We start from the raw sequence: 20,948 nt of genomic DNA on the forward strand, positions 1-20,948 counted from the left end.
CTCAGGCGCCCTTGAGGCGCTCCGACAGGTAGGCGTCGAGCTCGGCGAGCGGCACGCGCTCCTGCGCCATGGTGTCGCGGTCGCGCACGGTCACGGCGTCGTCCTCGAGGGAGTCGAAGTCGATCGTGACGCAGAACGGGGTGCCGATCTCGTCCTGGCGACGGTAGCGGCGCCCGATCGCGCCGGCGTCGTCGAAGTCGATCGCCCAGTGGCCGCGCAGCGTGTCGGCGACCTCGCGGGCGAGCGGCGAGAGACGCTCGTTGCGGCTCAGCGGCAGCACGGCGACCTTGACCGGGGCCAGGCGCGGATCGAGCTTCAGCACCGTGCGCACGTCGGATCCGCCCTTGGCGTTGGGCACCTCCTCCTCGACGTAGGCGTCGACGAGGAAGGCCATCATCGACCGGGTGAGGCCGAACGAGGGCTCGATCACGTACGGGGTGTACTTCTCGCCCGAGGCCTGGTCGAAGTAGGTCAGCGACGAGCCGGAGGCCTCGCTGTGGTTGGACAGGTCGAAGTCGGTGCGGTTGGCGACGCCCATGAGCTCGCCCCACTCCTTGCCCGCGAAGCCGAAGCGGTACTCGACGTCGATCGTGCCGGCGGAGTAGTGCGCCCGGTCCTCCTCGGGCACGTCGAACTGGCGCATGTTCTCGGGGTTGATCCCGAGGTCGATGAACCAGTCCCAGCACTCCTTCACCCAGTGCTCGAACCACTCCTGCGCCTCGGCGGGCGGCACGAAGTACTCGATCTCCATCTGCTCGAACTCGCGGGTGCGGAAGATGAAGTTGCCCGGCGTGATCTCGTTGCGGAACGCCTTGCCCACCTGGCCGATGCCGAACGGCGGCTTCTTGCGGCTCGCGGTGAGCACGTTCGAGAAGTTCACGAAGATGCCCTGCGCGGTCTCCGGGCGCAGGAAGTAGACGCCCGACTCGTCGTCGACCACGCCGAGGTAGGTCTTCACCAGTCCGGAGAACGCCTTGGGCTCGGTGTACTGGCCCTTGGTGCCGCAGTTCGGGCACGGCACGTCGGCCAGGCCGTTCTCGGCCGTGCGCCCCTTGCGGGCCTCGAAGTCCTCGATGAGGGTGTCGGCGCGGAAGCGCTTGTGGCACTGCAGGCACTCGACGAGCGGATCCGTGAAGGTGGCGACGTGACCCGAGGCCTCCCACACGCGCTTCGGCAGGATGATCGAAGAATCCAGGCCGACCATGTCGCCGCGTCCGCGCACGAACGTCTGCCACCACTGGCGGCGGATGTTCTCCTTGAGCTCGGTGCCGAGGGGTCCGTAGTCCCAGGCCGAGCGCGAACCGCCGTAGATCTCACCCGCTTGGAAGACGAACCCGCGGTGGCGGGCGAGGGCGATGACCTTGTCAAGACGGGACTGTTCGGCCACGGTGGCTCCAATGGTCGCGATGATGCGGGGAATTGCGCACGATGAGGCGCGACTCAATCCTATCGGCGCACAGGATCCCCGTGAGGGCCTGCAAGCACGCGCGAGCCGCTGACCCCCGCCTGCGCGCCCGACCGCACCGTCAGGACGGCACGCGGCCGGGGGCGGAAACGCGGATGCCGACCTGCTCTGCCCCCCGCGCGAGCCGGTCATCGTAGGTCCACAGTTCATGCGCCCCGAGCGCGACCGCGGTCGCGAGATGGAGGGCGTCGAGCGAGCGCAGGCGTCGCGGTCCGATCGTCCGCGCGAAGGCGAGCACCGCGTCGTGCAGCGGCGCGATCGCGACTCCGGACAAGGCATCCGCCGACAGGAGCCCTGCCGGGAGGTCTCCCTCGTAGACCTGCAGAGCGCGCGCGACCTCGACTTCGGCCAGCCTCGATGTGACGAGCGTCGAGCCCGCGTCCCCCTCCCGCAGCATGGCGTCGGCCAGGCGCTCGGACTCCGCCTCGGCGAGAACGCGCTTCAGAAGCGCACTGCTGTCGAAGTAGAGCACCCTCACAATCGGTCTTCCCGAAGCTCATCCAGGAGGCCGATGATCGTCGCACCTGCCGGCAACGTGATCCGGGGTCGAACATCGCGAAACGGCTCGCGGGGTGGATCCACCCAGTCGGGCAGGCGCGTCGCCCTGGGTTTCACGATTCCCAGCCGTTCATCCACCGCTTCGCGCAGGATCTCCTGCTGACTGAGACCGGTGCGCGCCGACTCGGCCTTGAGAGCAGCCGCCGCCTCGGGGCGCAATCTCAGATTCATCGCCATGGGAGGACGGTACCACTCACCATCTCGATCGGTACCGGATTCGTGGCGGACTCCTCGGTCGCCCCGCACCACCGCGAACGTCGGAGGCCGGTGCCACACTGACGGGCATGGAACAGCGAGTGAGCTTCATCACCCTGGCCGTCGCCGACGTGGCCCGCAGCAGGGCCTTCTACGTGGACGGCCTGGGCTGGCAGCCGATCTTCGAGGCCGACGAGGTGCTCATGCTCCCGGTCGCGGAGCGGATGATCCTCTCCCTCTGGAGCGTCGAGGGGTTCACGGCCGAGATCGGCGCACCGCCCGCGCCCGGCATCGCACCGCTCACGCTCGCGCACAACCTCGCCACCGAGGCCGAGGTCGACGCGGTGCTCGCGGAGGCTGCGGCGCTCGGCGCGTCGGTCATGCCCGCGCAGCGTCGGGACTGGGGCGGCTATTCGGGCTACTTCGCCGATCCGGACGGCTTCCGCTGGGAGATCGCGATGAACCCCGGCGAGACCGGGGCGTTCGTGCTCGGCACGGAGAGCTGACCCCGGGCGTTTCCGCGGTCCGCGCCCGCGCGGCCTACCCTGGAATGATGAGCACCGCACCGGAGACCGACGAGCACCGCGAGCGCGACACCCGATTCTTCGGGCAGCCCTGGGCGCTCGCGCACCTGTTCGGCGTGGAGATGTGGGAGCGCTTCAGCTTCTACGGCATGCAGGGGATCCTGCTGATCTACCTGTACTACTCGGTCACCGACGGCGGGCTCGGGCTCGACAAGGCCGTCGCCGGCGGCATCGTCGGCGCCTACGGCGGGTCGGTGTACCTGTCGACGATCCTCGGCGCCTGGGTCGCGGATCGGATCCTGGGGTCCGAGCGCACCCTCTTCTACAGCGCGATCGTGATCATGGCCGGCCACATCGCCCTCGCGCTGCTGCCGGGTGCCGCCGGCGTGGCCGTGGGCCTCATCCTCGTCGCGATCGGATCCGGCGGGCTCAAGGCGAACGCCACCTCGGTGGTCGGCACGCTCTACTCGGCGGAGGATCCGCGCCGCGACGCCGGCTTCTCCCTGTTCTACCTCGGCATCAACCTCGGCGGGTTCTTCGGCCCGATCGTCACCGGTCTGCTGCAGTCGACGCTCGGCTTCCACGTCGGCTTCGGCATCGCGGCGGTCGGCATGGCCGCCGGGCTCGTGCAGTACTCGTTCGGCCGGCGGGCGCTGCCCGCCCCGGCGCGCCGGGTCGCGAACCCGCTGCCGCGGAACAAGTACGTCACGGCGGTGCTCCTCGCGATCGCCGCGATCGTCGTGCTCGTCGTGCTGGTGCTCACGGGCGTGATCCGCGCCGACAACCTCGCCACCGTGGTGATCATCGCGGCGACCGTCGCGGCGATCGCCTACTTCGCCGTGATCCTGACGAGTCGCCGCATCGATGCCACCGAGCGCTCGCGCGTGTGGGGATTCCTGCCGCTGTTCATCACGAGCGTGGCGTTCTGGTCCCTGTACCAGCAGCAGTTCACCGTGCTGACCGTGTACTCCGACGCCCGCCTGAACCGCGACCTGTTCGGCTTCACGATGCCGGTCTCGTGGGTGCAGTCGATCAACCCGATCTTCATCATCGTGCTCTCGGGTGTGTTCGCCGCGATCTGGACCAAGCTCGGCTCCCGCCAGCCGTCGACGCCGGTGAAGTTCGCCCTGGGCGCGGCGGTCATGGGCGCCGCGTTCCTGCTGTTCCTGCCGTTCGCGAACGGCCCGGCGAACTCGACCCCGCTGCTCGCGATCATCGGGATCCTGTTCGTGTTCACCGTGGCGGAGCTGCTGCTCTCCCCGATCGGGCTGTCGGCGGCGACGAAGCTCGCACCCGCGGCCTTCCACACGCAGATGGTCGCCCTGTTCTTCCTGTCCGTCTCGCTCGGCACCGCGATCTCGGGCTGGCTGGTCACCTACTACGACCCGAAGAACGAGGTGCCGTACTTCTCGATCCTCGGCGGCATCGCGATCCTCGTCGGCGTCGGCCTGCTGGTCTGCGCGAAGCCGGTGCTCGCGCTCATGAAGGGCGTGCGCTGACGCGAGCGGGATCCGTTCCCGTCGCAGAAGACGCCGTTCCGGGCCGGTGACGGCGACATCTTCTGCGACGGGAACCCACGGGGTTCAGCGCGCGGCGACGCTGTCGCCGAGATACTCGCCGGCGGCGAGCTGCTCGACGAGAGGCCGTGCGACCGGCTCCCAGCCGAGCTCGGCGCGCGCCGTGGCGCCGGACGCCTGCTCGTCGAGCAGCAGCGCGTCGGCGAACGCCTCGCCGAGCCGGGCACGGGTGTCTGCGGCGCTCTCGGGCCGGACGCCCTCGGCCACGTCGTATCCGCCGGCGATGGCCTCTCCGAGCTCGCGGACCGTGGGGTTCTGACCCGAGGCGCCGATGTAGGTCGCTCCGGCGCGCCCCTTCTCCAGCGCGAGCACGTACACGGCCGCCAGGTCATCCACATCGACGGTCGTCCAGTGCTGGCTGCCGTCTCCGATCAGACGCACTCCCCCGTCGGTCTCATCGGTGAGGAGCCGGATCAGCCCGCCGCCGCGGCCGTACACCAGCGCCGGTGCGACGACGACGCCGCGCACCCCGGTCGCACCGAGGACGCGGTCCTCGCCTGCCGCGCGCCAGGCCGTCAGGGCCGGACGGTCCAGGGGGCTCTCCTCGGTGATGTCGCTCCCCGCGCCGTAGCTCCAGATCCCGCCGGTGTGCACGAACGGCTTGCCGCTGCCCTCGAGCGCGCCGAGCACGGCGTCGATGAACGCCGCGTCGCCCTCGGGGGTGGAGGCCGTGTGCACGACGCCGTCGGCGGCGGACGCGGCCTCCGCCACGAGCGCGGCATCGGTCACGTCGCCGACGAGGCCGATGGCGCCGGCCTCTTCGACGGTGCGGGCCTTGGCGGCGTCGCGCACGAGCGCGGTCACCTCATGTCCTTCGGCGAGGAGACGGGAGAGGACGGAGGAGCCGATGTATCCGGTCGCGCCGGTGAGAAGAACCTTCATACGATTCGCGAACGCCCGGCGTGACGGATCCTATTCCCGCCGCGGACGGGTCGGGGCCGCCCCCCAGCGGGAGATCATGCGGCCGTCCGCGTCTCGAGTGCACGGAGCGACGCACCCTCGGCGCCGCCCGGGGCGATGGTTCGGACGGCGCCGAGACGGACGGCCCTGTGGGCGATCAGGCCGGCACGACCAGGATCTGCGACTGCGCGTGGTCGCCGCCCGTGGGCGTGCTGCACACGGACTTCGCCTCCGAGGTGATCAGTCCGGTCGTCCCGCTCTGCGTACCGCGCTCCCCCGCGTTGATCTGGGCGAGGAGGTACCAGTAAGCGGCCTCCGAGTTCGGCGTCTCGAAGTTCCACGCCGCGTCGAAGGTGAGGTCGGTGTACCGCCAGATCGCGTACTGGGTGGCCTCGATCGCGTCGTCGGCGCTCAGCGGGGCGGTGAACGGGTGTCCCGCGCCGGGCGCCCATGCCGCCACGGCCGCGGAGAACGCGCTGAGGGTGATCCCCGGGTAGCTGTTCTGGATGATCCAGAGCACCTTGCTGTAGATGTCGGCACTGCCCGTGAGGTAGTTGCTGCCCAGGTAGGTGCCGAGGCCGCCGGCCGTCGCCGCCATGTCCGACTTCGCCGGAACGTCGTGCTCGACGCAGTAGGAGAAGTAGTCGGGAGTGCCCGGGTTGCCGGGATCCGCCGGAGTGCTGGTGAAGACCGCGTGGATCCCGGTACCGCCGTAGCCCTGGGTCAGGGCGCCCATCCACAGCCCCGAGACCATGACGGGGATGCTCGCCGTCGGGCCGTTCGGAGCGATCTGACCGACGACGTCGTAGGTGCCGGGGGTGGAGCTGGTGACGATGAGGCTCGTGAGGTCGACGATGCCGTTGGCATCCGACAGGAGGGTCTTCGGCGCGGTGGTGCCGTCGCTCCAGTGGAACGAGGACTGCCCCGCGGGCGCCGCGGGCGGCAGGGTGACGATGATCGCCTGGTTCGCCACCGGGGCCCCGTTCTTCGTCAGCGCAAAGCGGATGTTCCCGACGGGTGTGCACACGCCCGTCGGGACGGGCGTGCTGCCCGGGTTGATCTCGGTGCCGTTCGACGCGGCGAAGGCGGGTGCGGCGACCGCGACCGCGATGACGGGCAGCGACCATGCTGCGCCCTTGACGATCGTGCGGCGCGACAGGCCTGCGCCCGCGACGTGCGCGCTGTCCTTCTGTTCCATGCTGCTACTCCCCAGTTCTCGTTCGCGGTGGCGGAATTCGCCACCGTCCCCGAAAGGAAAGGAGTACGCAGGGCCGTCGAGGTGACGCGGGCGCCGGCACGCGATCCTCGCACCCCGATCCGACGAGTGCCCGTCGGCCCGGGGCGCGGTACGGGCCGGCACCTGCGCGGGCGACCGTGGCGGTGGGCGCGAGCGGTGGGCGCGAGCGGTCGGCGTGCGGTCGGCGCGTCAGCGCACCGTCGGAGCGTCGGTCAGCGTGCGATCGTGCGGCCGTCCGGATCCCCGGGGCCGAGCGGACGCAGCCGCGACGGCAGCGGCCAGCCCAGGGCATAGCGCCGGGTCGGCGGGCGCTGCATGTCGCCGAAGTCGTCGACCTTGACGGTGATCCGCCCGTCGCCCTCCGGGACGACCTCCACGATCTGCACGCGGAGCGGGCCCTCGCCCTCCCCCTCGAGGATCCACGGATCAGCCAGCCAGCGGATCCCGTGCTCTTCCAGCGCCGCCTCGGCGTCGAGCCAGTCGATCTCTCCGGTGAGCTCGCGCCCGAGCACGTCGACGGCGAGCCAATCGGCGCCCTCGGGACGGATCCACCCGAGCAGTTCGCCGTCCTCACGGCGGTGCGGGGTCCAGTCTGCGGGGATCATGGGGCGAGCCTAACGCGGCGGGCCCGCGGGACGATCGCCGGTGCCGATCCCCCCGGGGCCGCGCCCACGGGCGGCGGTCGACCGAGACGAAACGCGGTTCCGTCGAGGACGCCGCGTTTCGTCTCGGTCGCCTCCGGCGTGCTCGCTCAACGACCCCACGAGGGCATCGCGAACGACGAGCGTCACCAGATCGTGACGCGCTCCTCGGGGGCGAGCCATAGCCGGTCGCCTTCCGCCACCCCGAACGCGTCGTAGAACGCGTCGATGTTGCGAAGGATCTGGTTGCAGCGGAACTCGTTCGGCGAGTGCGGGTCGATCGTGAGCAGGCGGATCGTCTCGGCCTCCCGGCTCTTCTGCTGCCAGACCTGGCCCCAGCTCAGCAGCAGGCGCTGCACGCCCGTGTAGCCGTCGATGACCGGGGCCTCGGCACCGCCGAGCGCGATCTCGTAGGCCTTGAGCGCGATGCCGAGGCCGCCGAGGTCGCCGATGTTCTCACCGATCGTGAGCGCGCCGTTCACGTGGTGCTCGGCGCCCAGCCCCTCGGGCACGAGGGCGTCGTACTGCGCGATGAGCGATGCGGTGCGCTCCTCGAAGGCGGCGCGATCCTCGTCCGTCCACCAGTCCTGCAGCTTGCCGTCTCCGTCGTAGCGGCTGCCCTGGTCGTCGAAGCCGTGGCCGATCTCGTGGCCGATCACGGATCCGATCCCGCCGTAGTTCGCGGCGGCGTCGCGGCCGGCGTCGAAGAACGGGTACTGCAGGATCGCCGCCGGGAACACGATCTCGTTCATGAGCGGGTTGTAGTACGCGTTCACCATCTGCGGGGGCATGAACCACTCGTCGCGGTCGATGGGCTTGCCCACCTTGCCGAGCTGGCGGTCGTGCTCGAACCGCCCCGCGCGACCGGCGTTGCCCACGAGGTCGCCCGCGTCGATGACCACCGCGGAGTAGTCGCGCCAGGTCTTCGGGTGGCCGATCTTCGGGGTGAAGGTGTCGAGCTTCGCCAGCGCCTTCTCGCGCGTGGCCGGGCTCATCCACTCGAGCGTCGTGATCGACTGGCGGTACGCCTCGAGCAGGTTGCCGATGAGCTCGTCCATCGCCGCCTGGGCGGACGGCGGGTAGTGCCGCTCGACGTAGACCTTGCCGACTGCGTCGCCGAGCGAGCCCTCGACGAGCGAGACGCCGCGCTTCCAGCGCTCGCGGATCGTCGGCACGCCGGTGAGCTCGGTGCCGTAGAACGAGAAGTTCTCCTGCACGATGTCGTCCGTGAGGTACGCGGCGAGGCCGTGCACGACCTTGGCCCGCAGCCAGGCCTTCCAGTCGTCGAGGCGGTCCGCGACGAGCAGGGATCCGAGGCCCGAGAAGAAGCTCGGCTGGTAGGCGACGACCTCGTCGAAGGCCGCGGGTCCGGCCGGGCCCGCAACCGCGTCCCGCCAGGGCGCCAGGTCGACCCCGGCGAGCTCCTGCAGCTCGTCCCACGTCTTCAGGTTGTAGGTCTTGACGGCGTCGCGGCTCTCGACGTTGTCCCAGTGGTGGCCGGCGATCTCGTGCTCGAGCCCGAATGCGCGCTCGGCCTGGTCCGCGGCATCGGTCACGCCGGCGAGAGCGAGGATCCGCTCCAGGTGCGCCCGGTAGGCGGCACGGGCGCCCTCGAAGCTGTCGAGGCGGTAGTAGCTCTCGTCGGGCAAGGAGAGGCCCGCCTGCACGGCGAACGGCACGTAGCGCTCGGGGTTGCCCGGATCGGGCTCCACGAAGACCCCGATGAGCGCGGCGATGCCCTGTCGGTCGAGGGACCCGACGGTCGCGAGGAACTCGCCGATCGTCGTGATGGCGTCGACGGCCGCCAGCGGCTCCTTCAGCGGCGCGGTGCCGAGCGCGGCGATGCGCTCGGTGTCCATGAAGCTCGCGAACAGGTCGCCGATCTTGCGGGCCTCGGTGCCCTCGTCGGCGGTCTGCGCCTCCTCGATGATGGCGCGGACGTCTTTCTCCGCCTGATCCGCGAGCAGGTGGAACGAGCCCCAGCGCGCCTTGTCGGCGGGGATCTCGGTGTTCTCGAGGAAGGTGTGGTTGACGTGCCGGTAGAGGTCGTCCTGGGGGCGGATCGCGGGGTCGAAATCGCCGATGGCGAGGCCGGAAGGGAGAACGTCGGTCATGGGGATCAGCCTATGCGGGCACTCCGACAAGCTCGACGGATCGCCCGACGCCGTGGGCGAACGCGCACCGGCTCAGGAGGATCCCGGGAGCGGCGTTCCGGGCGCAGGGGCCGGCCGAGCATCCGTGGTGCACGGCTCCTGGACTCGGGGAGCCGACGCTCTTCGTCCTTGCACAGAGGGGGGTCCAAGAGAGTTCTCCACAGCAACAGTTCTTGCGCCTGATCTGGGGTTGGAATGTCGGTGGTCCGCGGTTTCATGGGGGTATGACATCCACGACGCGTGAGGTTCTGGAGCAGGTCGAGCACCTGTTGCGGGGCATGTGCGCGTCCGACGAGGTCGTGGGGCAGTTCGAGGGGATCGATGATGCGGAGGCGATCCGGATCCTGCAGGCCTGCGGCCGCGTGCAGCGGCTGATCGACGCGGGGATCACGACGGTCGCTGCTCGCGCAGCCGAGCGGGATCTGGGTCCCGCTTCCTCGGGGATCAGCACGCGGGCCGGCTGCGCGAACGTGACCGAGCTGCTCCGGCGGGCTCTGCGGGTGGATGTCGGCACGGCCCGCCGATACCTGCACGCTGCGGACGCGGTGAGGCGTGACCTGCTGCTCTCGTCCGGGCAGCACGCGGCCGCCCGGTTCGAGGCGCTGGGGCGGGCCCTTAGGGACGGGGACCTCTCGGTGACGGGGCTGCTCGCCGCGGTCGGGCCGGTCGAGCGGTCCGGGAACAGGATCGACGGGCAGATGCGGGACGCGGTCGACGAGATCCTCGCCGCCATGGCCCGCGGAGCAGACCTGCCCGATGAGCATGGTCGCCCGGGACCGGCGCCGTCGACGGACGAGCTCGCGCATCACGCGCGGGCTCTGATGCTCGCGCTCGATCCGGACGGGGCGGAACCCGAGGATCGCAGGGCGGAGCGCAACCGGGGGATCACGATCGGCCGGCTCCGCGACGGAGTGCGGCCGGTCCGCGGCGGGCTGCTGCCCGAGGTCGCGGCCGTGCTCGAGCGGCTGTTCGACGCGTTCAACAACCCGGCCGCCCCGAGCGCCGCCGACCTCACCGGCCGCCTCGACCCCACCGGCGACGGGGCGCGCGCCGGGGTCCGGTTCGTCGACGACACCGAGGCGCCCGACGCATCGCCGTTCCCCGGGGGCCCGGCCGCTCCTGCCGACACCCGCACTCGCGCGCAACGCGATCACGACAATCTCGCGGCGATCCTGAACATCGCGGCCGGCCGGCCCGGCGTGCCCGCCCTCGGCGGCGCCGCACCCACCCTGGTCGTCTCCGTAACCGCGAAGGACTACGCGACCGGCTCGGGGCGGGCGTTCCTCGAGGGCTCTGACATCGACGTCCCCCTCAGCGTGGCCCGACACACCGCGTGCGCCGGGGGCATCCAACGGGTGCTGTTCGACGACCACGGCCAGATCGTGTCGATCGGCACCACCGCTCGTGTCTTCACCGCCCTCCAGCGCCGTGCGATCGTGCTCCGCGACCGGGAATGCCTCATTCCCGGCTGCCATACCCCCGCCGCCTGGTGCGAGATCCACCACGTCCAAGAGCACGCCGCTGGCGGCCCCACCCATACCAGCAACGGCGTCGCCCTCTGCTGGCAGCACCACCGTACGCTCGAGACGTCCGGCTGGCAGATCCGAATGCGCCGCGGCGTCCCCGAGCTACGCGGACCGCACTGGTGGGACCCTGCCCGCACCTGGTTCCGGCCACGCACCAGGGGCGGCCTCACCGACGCCCTGCATCGGGCGCCCGCCGATGCCCTCGCACCACCCGGGTAGGAGACAGGCCGGACAGGGAAAGGGCGGGACTCGCCTCGAAGGCCGGACCCTCAGACCTCGCCCGCGTCCCCCATCGGCAGCGTCACCTTCAGGCAGAAGCCGGCGTCCGTGTGCTCGGCGACCACGTCTCCGCCGTGCGCCCGCGCGAGCCCTCGGGCGATCGCGAGGCCCAGGCCCGCACCCGAGGCGACCGCGTCGGGCGCGGCGCCGGCGCTGCGGGACGGATCCGAGCGCCAGCCGACCTCGAACATGCGGTCCAGATCCTCCACGGCCACGCCGCTGCCGTGATCGAGCACGGCGAGCACGAGCCGGTGCGGCGACGGCGACTCCGCGAAGACGAGGATCTCGGATCCGTCCGGTGCATGACGCACCGCGTTCGTGAGCAGGTTGACGATCACGCGCGTGAGCTGATGCGGATCGGCCCACAGCACATGCCCCTCGATCCCCTGCTGCACGATCCGCACACCGTGCTGCCCGGCGGCGGCGCTGACGTCGGCGACCGCGTCGGAGACCACGTCGAGCAGTTCGACCTGCTCCGTGCGCAGTCGGAGGCTGCCGGACGTGATGCGCGAGAGCTCGAACAGGTCGTCCACCATCCGCCCCAGGGTGTCGGCCTGTGCTCGCACCTGGCCGGGCAGAGCGGCCGGGTCCGCGAGACCCGCCTCGGCGGACTCCGCGAGCGCGCGGATCGCGGTGAGCGGCGTGCGCAGGTCGTGCGAGATCCACGCGAGGAACCGGCGGCGGTCGGAGTCGAGTCGCTCCAGTTCGGCGCGTGCATCGCTGAGCTTCGCGGAGACCTCGGCGAGCTCGGCGGAGAGGTCGTCGAACTCGCGCCAGCCGCTCGCCCCACCGTCGACGACGTCGCCGTCGCCGACCCGGCGCACCGCGGCCGTGAGCTCCTGCACCGAGCTGCGCGCCGCTCTCGCGGTGATCCACGCCGTCGCGAGCGCGCACAGAAGGGCGGCGCCGAGCACCCACACCAGCACCGTGAAGTCGTGCACCGAGAGGTACATCTCTGCGGAGATCGCGAGCACGCCGGTCGCGAGGGCGAGCACCGAGGCGGCTCCGACCACGACCAGCCGGAATGTGAGCCCCGCACCCCGCGCGCGACGCAGCACCAGCACGGCGACGAGCGTCACGACCGCGGCGCATCCCAGCGCGGTCAGCACGATGAGCAGCACATCCAGCGCGCCGAGCGGCATCATCGTCATGCTCCGGATCCGTCGGCCGAGAACCGGTACCCCGCACCCCACTCGGTGAGCAGATGCGCAGGCCGACGCGGATCGCGCTCGATCTTCTCGCGCAGCCGCCGCACGTGCACCGTGACCGTCGACCCTTCGCCGAAGGACCAGCCCCAGACCTCGCGCAGGATGTCGTCCCTCGAGAGCACCTCGCCGTCGTGCTGCACGAGGTACGCGAGCAGTTCGTACTCGCGCGCGGCGAGCAGCACCTCGTCTCCGCGCACGTGCACGCGTCTGCGGGCGGGATCCAGCCGGAAGGCGCCACGCACGATCTCCCGGGTCAGGGCTGCCGCGGCACGGGAGCGGCGCAGCAGCGCGTCCACCCGCAGCAGCAGCTCGCGCAGCGCGAAGGGCTTCACGAGGTAGTCGTCGGCGCCGTTCTCCAGCCCGGCGATGCGCTGCTCGACCTCGCCGAGCGCGGTCAGCATGATGATCGGCACCGCCGAGCGGGCCCTCGCGTCGCGCGCCAGCTCGTCCCCGCTGATCCCCGGCAGCATGCGGTCGACGATGAGCACGTCGGGCGGATCCGCGCGCACCGCGCGCTGCGCCGACACCCCGTCGCCGAACGCGTCGACGAGGTAGCCGTTCGCGCCGAGGTAGCGCTCGACCGCCACCCGCACGGTGGGATCGTCCTCGACGAGCGCCACCCGGGGCACAGAGGTTCCCGGCGTCTCCATGCACCGAGGCTATCCCCGCCCCGGGATGCGGATCCGAGATCCTTACGTCCTCGAAAGAACTCCCCTGCGCTCGGTTCTCGGTGCCTAGCGTCGGATCCGTTCACGACCGGCGGCGACCTCGTCGTCGGCGCTTCCCCAGGAATGGAGCAATCATGCGCAGGTCCGCACTCGTCCCCTCCTCGATCGGCGTGGCCGTCCTCGCCCTCGGACTGACCCTCGCCGGCTGCAGCTCGACCCCGGGCGGATCCTCCCCCTCGGCCGACACGATGTCGAGCTCGTCTCCGATGGCATCGTCGTCGCCGATGGATCACCCGTCGATGACCGGGACCTTCATGGGGCTCAACGGCAAGGCGGTGAAGGGCACGGTCACCGTGTCGGGATCCGAGCTGGTCCTCAGCGGGTTCTCCTCCGACGAGGGCCCCGATCTGCACGTCTACCTCACGAACGGCACCGATGAGGCGGCGGTCTCCGCCGGGAAGCAGATCGACGCCGTGGCCTTCGACAAGGACTCGCAGACGTTCCCGCTGAACGGCGTCGACCCGTCGATGTACAAGGACGTCGTCATCCACTGCGACAAGGCCAAGGCGGTGTTCGGGGCCGCCGCGCTGTCATGACCGCCGCCGGGGCCCGTGCCGCGCGGGCCTCCGTGCGACCCGCCGCCCCCGCCCGCGGGATGCTCGTCGTCGCTCTCGCCGGAGCCCTGGCCCGGGTGGCGACGGGGGTGCTGTGGCTCGGCGAGGGGCTGCTGAAGTACCGGGCCGGATTCGGATCCGCCGACATCCTCCTCGTCGCCCAGGGCGCCGCCGGCAACTCCCGGATCCCGTTCTTCTTCCGCCCGCTCGGGGCACTCATGCAGGCCGCGCCCGGTCTGTTCGGGTTGGCGATCCCGGCCCTCGAGATCGCGCTCGGGATCCTGCTCGTGCTCGGGCTCGGCCGGGTGACGACCACGATCGCCGCGCTCGGATCCATCGCCACGCTGATGCTCTACTGGTCGTCGGATCAGCTCATCGCGCAGTACCCCGCGATGGTGCTGCTCTCGGCCATCGTGCTGGCCCTGCCCCGGTCGGGGCGGCTCGGGGTGGCGTGGCTGTGGGAACGCCAGCGCAAGGCGCGGGGGCTCGGTAGGACACCGCCCGTCGTCTAGCGGCGGAACCAGCGCTTCTTCGGCTCCGCGACGGCGGCGGGCGCGGCGGCCACCGCGACCTCTCGGCGCTGCCGCCACGCGGCGATCTCGGCGTCGACGTCGCGCGGCCTCGTCACCACGGGCGGGCCGCCCAACAGCTGGCGCCGGGCCTCGATGACCCTGCGGTTGAAGTCCTCCAGCACGGCACGGACATCGGCCTCCCGGCGCAGCCCGTCAAGCTGGGCATCGAGCTCGCGGTCCTCCACGCGGAGCATGAGCGCAGGCGGGCCGAGGCCGGTGAGGTTCTCGCGCTCGATCTTCCGCCGGATCCACCAGTCCGGATCGTGGTGGGCGCCGAGTCCGGGGATGGGCTTGCCCGCGCCGGGCAGATCGTCGAACTGCCCCTGCCGGATCGCGACCTGGATCGCGGTCTCGACGACCGCGGGCATCGTCTCCGCGTTCAACGTGGACGGCGGGGCCGTCGACTCGGCGGGCGTGGCGCTCAGCAGGCGCTCGGCGTGCGAGCGGCGTCTCTGTTCGTCGTCGGCCATGGGTTCCTCCGGTTCTCGTCGGACCTCGGGTGCTCTCAGCCTAACGCCGGCCGGCGGGCGGCGGCCGGGGGCCGGGAGGAGAGATCGCCGGACGGCCGGGATGTCCGCACGCACCCCTAGGCTCGTACGGTGCCCTCCCCGATCCCGAGCGAGACCCCGAGCGCGGCGCCGAGCCTGAACCGCGAGATCGTCCGGCTCGCGGTGCCTGCGCTGGGCGCGCTCGTCGCGGAGCCCGCGTTCCTCATGGTCGACGCGGCGCTGGTCGGACACCTGGGCACGACGCCGCTCGCCGGACTCGGCATCGCCTCGGCGATCCTGCAGACCATCGTCGGCCTGATGATCTTCCTCGCCTACTCGACGACCCCCGCGGTGGCACGACGGTTCGGGGCGGGCGAGCACGGCGATGCGGTGTCGGTCGGCATCGACGGGATGTGGCTCGCCCTGGGTCTCGGCGCGGTGCTCGCGGTGATCGGCTCGCTGCTGACCCCCGCCGTGATCCCGCTCTTCGGCGCGAGTCCCGCTGTCGCCGCGCAGGCGAGCGCGTACCTCGTGCCCTCGATGTGGGGGCTGCCCGCCATGCTCGTCGTCTATGCCGCGACCGGGCTGCTGCGCGGGATGCAGGACACGATGACCCCGCTGTGGATCGCCGGCATCGGCTTCGCGGCGAACGCGCTGCTGAACGCCCTGTTCATCTACGGCTTCGGCTGGGGCATCGCCGGATCCGCGTTCGGCACGGTCGTCGCCCAGTGGGGCATGGTCGGCGCCTACGTGCTCGTGATCGGCCGCCTCGCCCGCCGTCACGACGCGTCGATCTCCCCCGAGCTGAGCGGGATCCGCGGATCCGCGCGCTCCGGCGGGTGGCTGTTCCTGCGCACCGTGAGCCTGCGCGTCGCGCTGCTCGCGACCGTGGCCGTCGCGACGGGCATCGGCACGCGCGAGCTCGCCGGCTGGCAGGTCGTGTTCACGGTGTTCTCCGCCGCGGCGTTCGCCCTCGACGCTCTCGCGATCGCCGCGCAGGCCCTCATCGGCAAGAGCCTGGGAGCCCTGGATCCGAACGGCGCACGGCACGTGCTGGCCCGCACCGTCGCGTGGGGCGCCTGGTTCGGGGTGATCGTCGGCGCGCTCATCGCCGCCCTGTCGGCCGTCATCGGCCTCGCCTTCACCGGCGACCCGCACCTTGCCGCACTCATCCAGCCGGCGCTGATCGTGCTCGCCATCGCCCAGCCGATCGCGGGCGTCGTCTTCGTGCTCGACGGAGTGCTCATGGGAGCGGGCGACGCCCGGTACCTCGCCCTCGCAGGCGGACTGAACCTCGTCCCCTTCCTCCCCGCGCTCGCGATCATCGCCGCGACCGGGGTCTCCGGTGTCGCCGGGCTGGTCTGGCTCGCCGTCGCCTTCTTCGGCGTCTACCTGTGCGCGCGCCTGGTCACGCTCGGCCTCCGCGTGCGCACCGGACGCTGGCTCTCCCTCGCCGTCTGAGCGCGCTCCCGATCCGCACAGGTGCGGTCCGATCAGCGTTTTCCACCGATCACGCCGTCGGAGACCCAACAGCCCGAACGCGTTGCCAATCTGGATCGATCCGAGCGACACTGAAGAGGTGCTGACCATGAATGAACCACAGGTGTGGACACTGATCGGAGTGTTCGCAGCCGGCATGTTCGGCATGATCACGATCGTGTCGACGATGTTCATCCGGGTGATGCGCTCGGAGATCCATGCGTTGCGGGTCGAACTGGTCGGCGAGATCCGCAACATCGACCGCGACGTCAACGCCCTCATGAAGCACACGTTCAACATCGACCGGGACTGACCGCCGACCGTTCCCGCCGGCACTGATGCGACAGTCTCCCCGGGGCGTCGAATCTCGCGCGAGCCGGATCTGAACCGCGGTGCCGGTCAGCCCGCGTGCCTCCGGCACCACTCGTGCATGATGATCGCCGCCGCAGCTCCGGCGTTGATCGAGCGGGTGGACCCGTACTGGGTGATCTCGACGTGCCCGGAGGCCGCGGAGAGCGCCTCGTGCGAGAGCCCGGGACCCTCCGCGCCGAACAGCAGCACGCAGCGCTCCGGCAGTTCCGCCTGATCGACGGGGAGCGCGCCGTCGAGGTTGTCGACGGCGATGATCGGGATCCGCGCCGCCTTGGCCCAATCGGCGAACTCGGCCACGGTCTCGTGATGGACCACGTGCTGGTAGCGATCGGTCACCATCGCGCCACGGCGGTTCCAGCGGCGGCGGCCGATGATGTGCACGGTGTCGGCGAGGAACGCGTTGGCGCTGCGCACGATCGACCCGATGTTCATGTCGTGCTGCCAATTCTCGATCGCGACGTGGAAGCCGTGCCGGCGCGTATCGAGGTCGGCGACGATCGCCTCCATCCGCCAGTACCGGTATCCGTCGACGACATTGCGCCGGTCGCCGTGCGCCAGCAGCTCGGGATCGAAGCGGTCGTCCGAGGGCCACTCCCCCTCCCACGGCCCGACGCCGTGCGGAGGATCGAGCTCGGGTTCGGCGACGGGCTCGGGATCCTGCATCCCGCCAGCGTATCCGGCGACGGCACCCGCCATCCGCGGCGGCGGGTGCCGTCGCCGCGGGGTTGCCGCGGGGGGAATCAGATATTTCGGTTAGCCTAAATATGAGATAGGTTTTCGGTGTGCCTAAAACGACCGTGATCGACGCGCCGCCGAGCGGGCGCGCCGGTGCGCCCGCTTCCGCACGCGGCGTGGCCCTGCTCGGACCGGCACTCGTCGCCGGAGTCGCCTACGTGGATCCGGGCAACGTCGCGAGCAACATGACGGCGGGTGCGGGCTACGGCTACCTGCTGGTGTGGGTGGTCGTCGTCGCGAACGTCATCGCCTGGCTCGTGCAGTACCTCTCGGCGAAGCTCGGCATCGTCACCGGGCGCAGCCTTCCCGAGCTGCTCGGCGACGGTCTGCGCAACCGCTTCGCCCGCCGTGCGTACTGGCTGCAGGCCGAGCTCGTCGCCATGGCGACCGACATCGCCGAGGTCATCGGCGGCGCCGTCGCGCTGCAGCTGCTGTTCGGCCTCCCGCTGCTGCTCGGCGGACTGATCACCGGCGCCGTGTCGATGGCGCTGCTCGCGGTGCAGGGCCGGCGCGGCGCACGCCCCTTCGAGTTCGTCGTGATCGGCCTCCTCGCCGTGGTCACCGTGGGGTTCCTCGCCGGCCTCCTGGTTGCCCCGCCGGATCCCGCCGCAGCCCTCGGCGGTCTGACGCCGCGGTTCACCGATTCCGGATCCGTGCTGCTGGCCGCCTCGATCCTCGGCGCGACGATCATGCCGCACGCGATCTACGCGCACTCCGCCCTCGCCCGCGATCGCTTCGGCACGCCGGCCGCCCCCTCCGCCGGAACCGCGTCCGTCGCGACGCCGCCGCCCGCCCCGCGCACCCCGATCGCGCGGCTTCTCGCCGTGACCCGGTGGGACGTCACCCTCGCGATGGTCGTCGCCGGCGCCGTGAACCTGGGGATGCTGCTGCTCGCGGCAGCCACGCTGCCGGGAGTCGAGGGCACCGACTCGCTCGAGGGCGCCCATGCCGCGATCAGCGCGCAGCTCGGCCCGCTCATCGGCACGCTCTTCGCCGTCGGGCTGCTCGCCTCGGGCCTCGCCTCGACGGCGGTGGGGGCCTATGCGGGCGCGGAGATCATGCACGGCCTGCTGCGGGTGCGCATCGCAATGCCCGTGCGCCGCCTGATCACCCTCATCCCGGCGCTCGTCATCCTCGGGCTCGGCGTCGACCCCACGTTCGCCCTCGTGCTCAGCCAGGTGGCGCTGTCGTTCGGGATCCCCTTCGCCCTCATCCCGCTCGTCGCACTCACCGCTCGGCGACGGATCCTGGGGACCTACGCCAACCGGCCGTGGACCACCGTCGCCGGCATCGTGGCGGTGACCCTGCTCATCGCGCTCAACGCGGTGCTGCTCTGGCTGCTCCTGACCGGATCCTGACCCGTTTCACCCGCTCCCCCGCCGCCCGCGCCCGGCTCGTCGGGGACCGCTCGCCCGGCCGCCGCGCCCGGCCGCCCCGCTCGGCCGCCGCGCCCGGCCGGTTCGCGATTCCCGCGAGACCGAACCTGCGTCCCGAGACCGACGATGAATCGCGCGGTCTCGGGGCGCGGGTTCGGTCTCGCGGTCAGTACCCCGGATCCCGCACGCCCACCGGATCCCGCACGCCCACCGGCTGCCGCACGGCCACCGGATCCACCGGAAGGAGGATCCGGCCCGCATGGGGAGCACAGCCGCCGCGGGTAGGCTCGGAGCATGGCCCGATCCCGCCGCCCGTCCGCCGCGCAGCGCGCCGCAGAGAAGGCCGAAGCGCAGGCCGCCGCGCGTCGCGCCGTGCGGATCTGCACCTGGGCGTCGCTCGTCACCGCCGCTCTCGGGGTGCTCCTGATCGCCGTGCCGAAGCTGATGCCGGTCGGCAGCCCCTGGGTTCAGCTCGCGCTCGGGGCGCTCACCCTGATCCTGGCGTTCCGCGCCAGGGCGATCGGCATGCGCGGCGTCGAGGGATTCGACGGCCGCCTCTCGCTGCTGGGCGCGGCCGCGGGCTTCATCGTGATGTTCTTCGCGGGCCAGGCGGCGTTCTCCGTGCTGTCCTCCCTCGGCCACTGACCCCCGCGCTCCGAGTCGTCCCCCTGAGGACGACCTATGGACCGTGCTCAGGGGGACGACTCCACGGAGGACGACGAGGCGGAGAGGTTAGGCTGGATCCGTGGCATCCCCCGCGGCCGACGACTACCTCAAGACGGTGTTCGCGCACACCGAATGGCAGCCGGCGCCGATCACGCCGTCGCAGCTCGCCGCCAAGCTCGGCATCGCCCCGTCCAGCGTCACCGAGATGGTGAAGAAGCTCGCCGCGTCGGGCCTCGTCTCGCACGTGCCCTATGGAGCCGTGCGCCTCACCGACGACGGGGAGCAGCGGGCTCTCGCGATCATCCGACGACACCGCCTCATCGAGACCTGGCTCGTGCGGGAGTTCGGCTACGCGTGGGACGAGGTGCACGACGAGGCCGAGGTGCTCGAGCACACCATCAGCGACCGGCTGCTGGAGGGCATCGACGCCCGTCTCGGCAGGCCGCGGTTCGACCCGCACGGCGACGCGATCCCCGGCGCGGACGGCCGCATCGAGCGAGAGCCGTTCGTCCTGCTCGCCGATGCCGCAGCCGGCCACACCGGCCGGGTGCTGCGGGTGGACGACCGGGATCCCGAGCTGCTGCGCTCCCTGGAGTCGGCCGGTCTGGTGATCGGCGGCGAGGTCACGGTGACCTCCGAGGGACTGAAGATCGACGGCGCCGAGGTCGAGCTCCCGACGGACGGCGCCGACGCCGTCTGGCTGTCGGCCTGACGCCGGCTTCGGGGTCGACGGTGCCGGAGCTCCGCCCGCCGAATTCAGGCCGGATCCCGTCCGAGGGGGCGAACGGAGCCGGATCCGGGCCTCCCCCGCAGATCCGGCCTGAGTTCGGCGGTGGGCGGCGCCGTCATCCGCCCGTAACCCGCGGGTTCTAGGCTGGGCGCATGGCACAACGCGACGACATCGAATGCTGGCTCACCGACATGGACGGTGTGCTCGTGCACGAGAACGACGCCATCCCCGGTGCGTCCGAGCTGCTCGCCAACTGGGAGAGCAGTGGCATCCCCTACCTCGTGCTGACGAACAACTCGATCTTCACCGCGCGCGACCTGTCCGCGCGGCTGCGCACGAGCGGGCTGAACGTGCCGGAGGAGCGGATCTGGACCTCCGCGCTCGCGACGGCCGACTTCCTGAAGCAGCAGCTCCCCGGCGGATCCGCGTTCGTGATCGGAGAGGCCGGGATCCTCACGGCCCTCCACGACGCGGGCTTCATCATGACCGAGACGAACCCCGACTTCGTCGTGGTCGGCGAGACGCGCAACTACTCGTTCGAGGCGATCACCAAGGCGATCCGCCTGATCGACGGCGGTGCACGCTTCATCGTCACCAACCCCGATGCCACGGGGCCGAGCGCCGACGGGCCACTGCCCGCCACCGGGGCGATCGCCGCCCTCATCACCAAGGCGACCGGGCGGGATCCCTATGTGGTCGGCAAGCCGAACCCGATGATGTTCCGCTCGGCACTGAACAAGATCGGCGCCCATTCCAAGCGCACCGGCATGATCGGCGACCGCATGGACACCGACGTGGTGGCGGGCATCGAGGCGGGCCTGCACACGGTGCTCGTGCTGACCGGGATCAGCGACACGGCGGAGATCGAGAAGTACCCGTTCCGTCCGGACGAGGTCGTGCAGTCGGTGGCGGATCTGCTCCCCCGGATCACCGAGACGATCCGCACGATCCCGCAGAAGGCCCAGAAGACTTCCCGGGACTGAGC

22 protein-coding genes are annotated in these 20,948 nt (G+C 71.3%); 11 read left to right on the forward strand and 11 right to left on the reverse strand.

Annotation, left to right across the window (positions count from 1 at the left end):
• Position 1: 1 nt before the first annotated feature.
• The 3 genes from J8G10_RS08015 to J8G10_RS08025 all read right to left on the reverse strand — a co-directional run bounded on the left by J8G10_RS08015 (position 2) and on the right by J8G10_RS08025 (position 2,200).
• The gene (locus tag J8G10_RS08015; RefSeq protein ID WP_251442887.1) at positions 2 to 1,387 is read right to left on the reverse strand and encodes a glycine--tRNA ligase; all 1,386 of its coding nucleotides are present in this window, start codon (positions 1,385 to 1,387) and stop codon (positions 2 to 4) included.
• A gap of 139 nt (positions 1,388 to 1,526) precedes the next feature.
• Entirely contained in the window at positions 1,527 to 1,943 is a 417-nt protein-coding gene (locus J8G10_RS08020) for a type II toxin-antitoxin system VapC family toxin (protein WP_251442890.1), read from the reverse strand.
• Entirely contained in the window at positions 1,940 to 2,200 is a 261-nt protein-coding gene (locus J8G10_RS08025) for a ribbon-helix-helix protein, CopG family (RefSeq protein WP_251442893.1), read from the reverse strand. The genes J8G10_RS08020 and J8G10_RS08025 overlap by 4 nt, the downstream gene beginning before the upstream one ends.
• Positions 2,201 to 2,307: 107 nt before the next feature.
• Between J8G10_RS08025 and J8G10_RS08030 the strand changes: the two genes are divergently transcribed.
• Positions 2,308 to 2,724: a VOC family protein gene (locus J8G10_RS08030; RefSeq protein WP_251442896.1), complete on the forward strand. Its 417-nt coding sequence runs from the start codon at positions 2,308 to 2,310 to the stop codon at positions 2,722 to 2,724.
• A 44-nt stretch (positions 2,725 to 2,768) separates the two neighbouring features.
• Positions 2,769 to 4,241: a peptide MFS transporter gene (locus J8G10_RS08035; RefSeq protein ID WP_251442899.1), complete on the forward strand. Its 1,473-nt coding sequence runs from the start codon at positions 2,769 to 2,771 to the stop codon at positions 4,239 to 4,241.
• An 84-nt stretch (positions 4,242 to 4,325) separates the two neighbouring features.
• Here the strand turns inward: J8G10_RS08035 and J8G10_RS08040 are convergent, their stop codons facing one another.
• The 4 genes from J8G10_RS08040 to J8G10_RS08055 all read right to left on the reverse strand — a co-directional run bounded on the left by J8G10_RS08040 (position 4,326) and on the right by J8G10_RS08055 (position 9,211).
• A complete protein-coding gene (locus tag J8G10_RS08040) occupies positions 4,326 to 5,201 on the reverse strand; it encodes an NAD-dependent epimerase/dehydratase family protein (RefSeq protein WP_251442902.1) in 876 nt (291 codons plus the stop codon).
• A 175-nt stretch (positions 5,202 to 5,376) separates the two neighbouring features.
• Positions 5,377 to 6,417, reverse strand: coding sequence for a thioester domain-containing protein (locus J8G10_RS08045; RefSeq protein WP_251442905.1), 1,041 nt, complete (start codon positions 6,415 to 6,417; stop codon positions 5,377 to 5,379).
• A 251-nt stretch (positions 6,418 to 6,668) separates the two neighbouring features.
• Entirely contained in the window at positions 6,669 to 7,061 is a 393-nt protein-coding gene (locus J8G10_RS08050; protein ID WP_251442908.1) for a hypothetical protein, read from the reverse strand.
• A gap of 182 nt (positions 7,062 to 7,243) precedes the next feature.
• Positions 7,244 to 9,211, reverse strand: coding sequence for a M13 family metallopeptidase (locus J8G10_RS08055; protein ID WP_251442910.1), 1,968 nt, complete (start codon positions 9,209 to 9,211; stop codon positions 7,244 to 7,246).
• A 263-nt stretch (positions 9,212 to 9,474) separates the two neighbouring features.
• Between J8G10_RS08055 and J8G10_RS08060 the strand changes: the two genes are divergently transcribed.
• On the forward strand, positions 9,475 to 10,995 hold the full coding sequence (locus tag J8G10_RS08060) for an HNH endonuclease signature motif containing protein (RefSeq protein WP_251442912.1): 1,521 nt from the start codon (positions 9,475 to 9,477) through the stop codon (positions 10,993 to 10,995).
• Positions 10,996 to 11,045: 50 nt separating this feature from the next.
• Here J8G10_RS08060 and J8G10_RS08065 read toward each other — a convergent pair whose 3' ends face one another.
• Positions 11,046 to 12,206 (reverse strand): sensor histidine kinase KdpD, encoded by a 1,161-nt coding sequence (locus J8G10_RS08065; protein WP_251442914.1) that lies wholly within the window; start codon positions 12,204 to 12,206, stop codon positions 11,046 to 11,048.
• Positions 12,203 to 12,913, reverse strand: coding sequence for a response regulator transcription factor (locus J8G10_RS08070; protein WP_251442916.1), 711 nt, complete (start codon positions 12,911 to 12,913; stop codon positions 12,203 to 12,205). The genes J8G10_RS08065 and J8G10_RS08070 overlap by 4 nt, the downstream gene beginning before the upstream one ends.
• 152 nt (positions 12,914 to 13,065) lie before the next feature.
• Here J8G10_RS08070 and J8G10_RS08075 point away from each other — a divergent pair, with 152 nt between their 5' ends.
• Together J8G10_RS08075 and J8G10_RS08080 are read left to right on the forward strand one after the other, a co-directional pair.
• On the forward strand, positions 13,066 to 13,527 hold the full coding sequence (locus tag J8G10_RS08075; protein ID WP_251442918.1) for a DM13 domain-containing protein: 462 nt from the start codon (positions 13,066 to 13,068) through the stop codon (positions 13,525 to 13,527).
• A complete protein-coding gene (locus J8G10_RS08080) occupies positions 13,524 to 14,057 on the forward strand; it encodes a hypothetical protein (protein ID WP_251442920.1) in 534 nt (177 codons plus the stop codon). Before J8G10_RS08075 ends, J8G10_RS08080 begins: the two co-directional genes overlap by 4 nt.
• On the opposite strand, the gene J8G10_RS08085 is transcribed toward J8G10_RS08080, so the two are convergent.
• The gene (locus J8G10_RS08085) at positions 14,054 to 14,587 is read right to left on the reverse strand and encodes a DUF1992 domain-containing protein (protein ID WP_251442922.1); all 534 of its coding nucleotides are present in this window, start codon (positions 14,585 to 14,587) and stop codon (positions 14,054 to 14,056) included. The two genes, J8G10_RS08080 and J8G10_RS08085, sit on opposite strands and share 4 nt — an antisense overlap.
• 129 nt (positions 14,588 to 14,716) lie before the next feature.
• Here J8G10_RS08085 and J8G10_RS08090 point away from each other — a divergent pair, with 129 nt between their 5' ends.
• Positions 14,717 to 16,066 carry an MATE family efflux transporter gene (locus tag J8G10_RS08090; protein ID WP_251442924.1) on the forward strand — a complete coding sequence of 450 codons (1,350 nt, stop codon included), beginning with the start codon at positions 14,717 to 14,719 and terminating at the stop codon, positions 16,064 to 16,066.
• A gap of 127 nt (positions 16,067 to 16,193) precedes the next feature.
• Positions 16,194 to 16,397: a hypothetical protein gene (locus tag J8G10_RS08095; protein ID WP_251442926.1), complete on the forward strand. Its 204-nt coding sequence runs from the start codon at positions 16,194 to 16,196 to the stop codon at positions 16,395 to 16,397.
• Between the two features lie 86 nt (positions 16,398 to 16,483).
• Here J8G10_RS08095 and J8G10_RS08100 read toward each other — a convergent pair whose 3' ends face one another.
• Positions 16,484 to 17,119, reverse strand: coding sequence for a TrmH family RNA methyltransferase (locus tag J8G10_RS08100; protein ID WP_251442928.1), 636 nt, complete (start codon positions 17,117 to 17,119; stop codon positions 16,484 to 16,486).
• Positions 17,120 to 17,238: 119 nt separating this feature from the next.
• Between J8G10_RS08100 and J8G10_RS08105 the strand changes: the two genes are divergently transcribed.
• The 4 genes from J8G10_RS08105 (at position 17,239) to J8G10_RS08120 (ending at position 20,946) form a co-directional block, all read left to right on the forward strand.
• Positions 17,239 to 18,549 (forward strand): Nramp family divalent metal transporter, encoded by a 1,311-nt coding sequence (locus J8G10_RS08105; protein WP_374208770.1) that lies wholly within the window; start codon positions 17,239 to 17,241, stop codon positions 18,547 to 18,549.
• 312 nt (positions 18,550 to 18,861) lie between these two features.
• Positions 18,862 to 19,212 carry a hypothetical protein gene (locus J8G10_RS08110; RefSeq protein WP_251442930.1) on the forward strand — a complete coding sequence of 117 codons (351 nt, stop codon included), beginning with the start codon at positions 18,862 to 18,864 and terminating at the stop codon, positions 19,210 to 19,212.
• Between the two features lie 100 nt (positions 19,213 to 19,312).
• On the forward strand, positions 19,313 to 19,945 hold the full coding sequence (locus tag J8G10_RS08115; RefSeq protein ID WP_251442932.1) for a metal-dependent transcriptional regulator: 633 nt from the start codon (positions 19,313 to 19,315) through the stop codon (positions 19,943 to 19,945).
• 170 nt (positions 19,946 to 20,115) lie between these two features.
• A complete protein-coding gene (locus J8G10_RS08120) occupies positions 20,116 to 20,946 on the forward strand; it encodes an HAD-IIA family hydrolase (protein WP_251442934.1) in 831 nt (276 codons plus the stop codon).
• Positions 20,947 to 20,948 lie beyond the last annotated feature (2 nt).

Source organism: Microbacterium sp. USTB-Y, assembly GCF_023703415.1.
GTDB lineage: Bacteria > Actinomycetota > Actinomycetes > Actinomycetales > Microbacteriaceae > Microbacterium.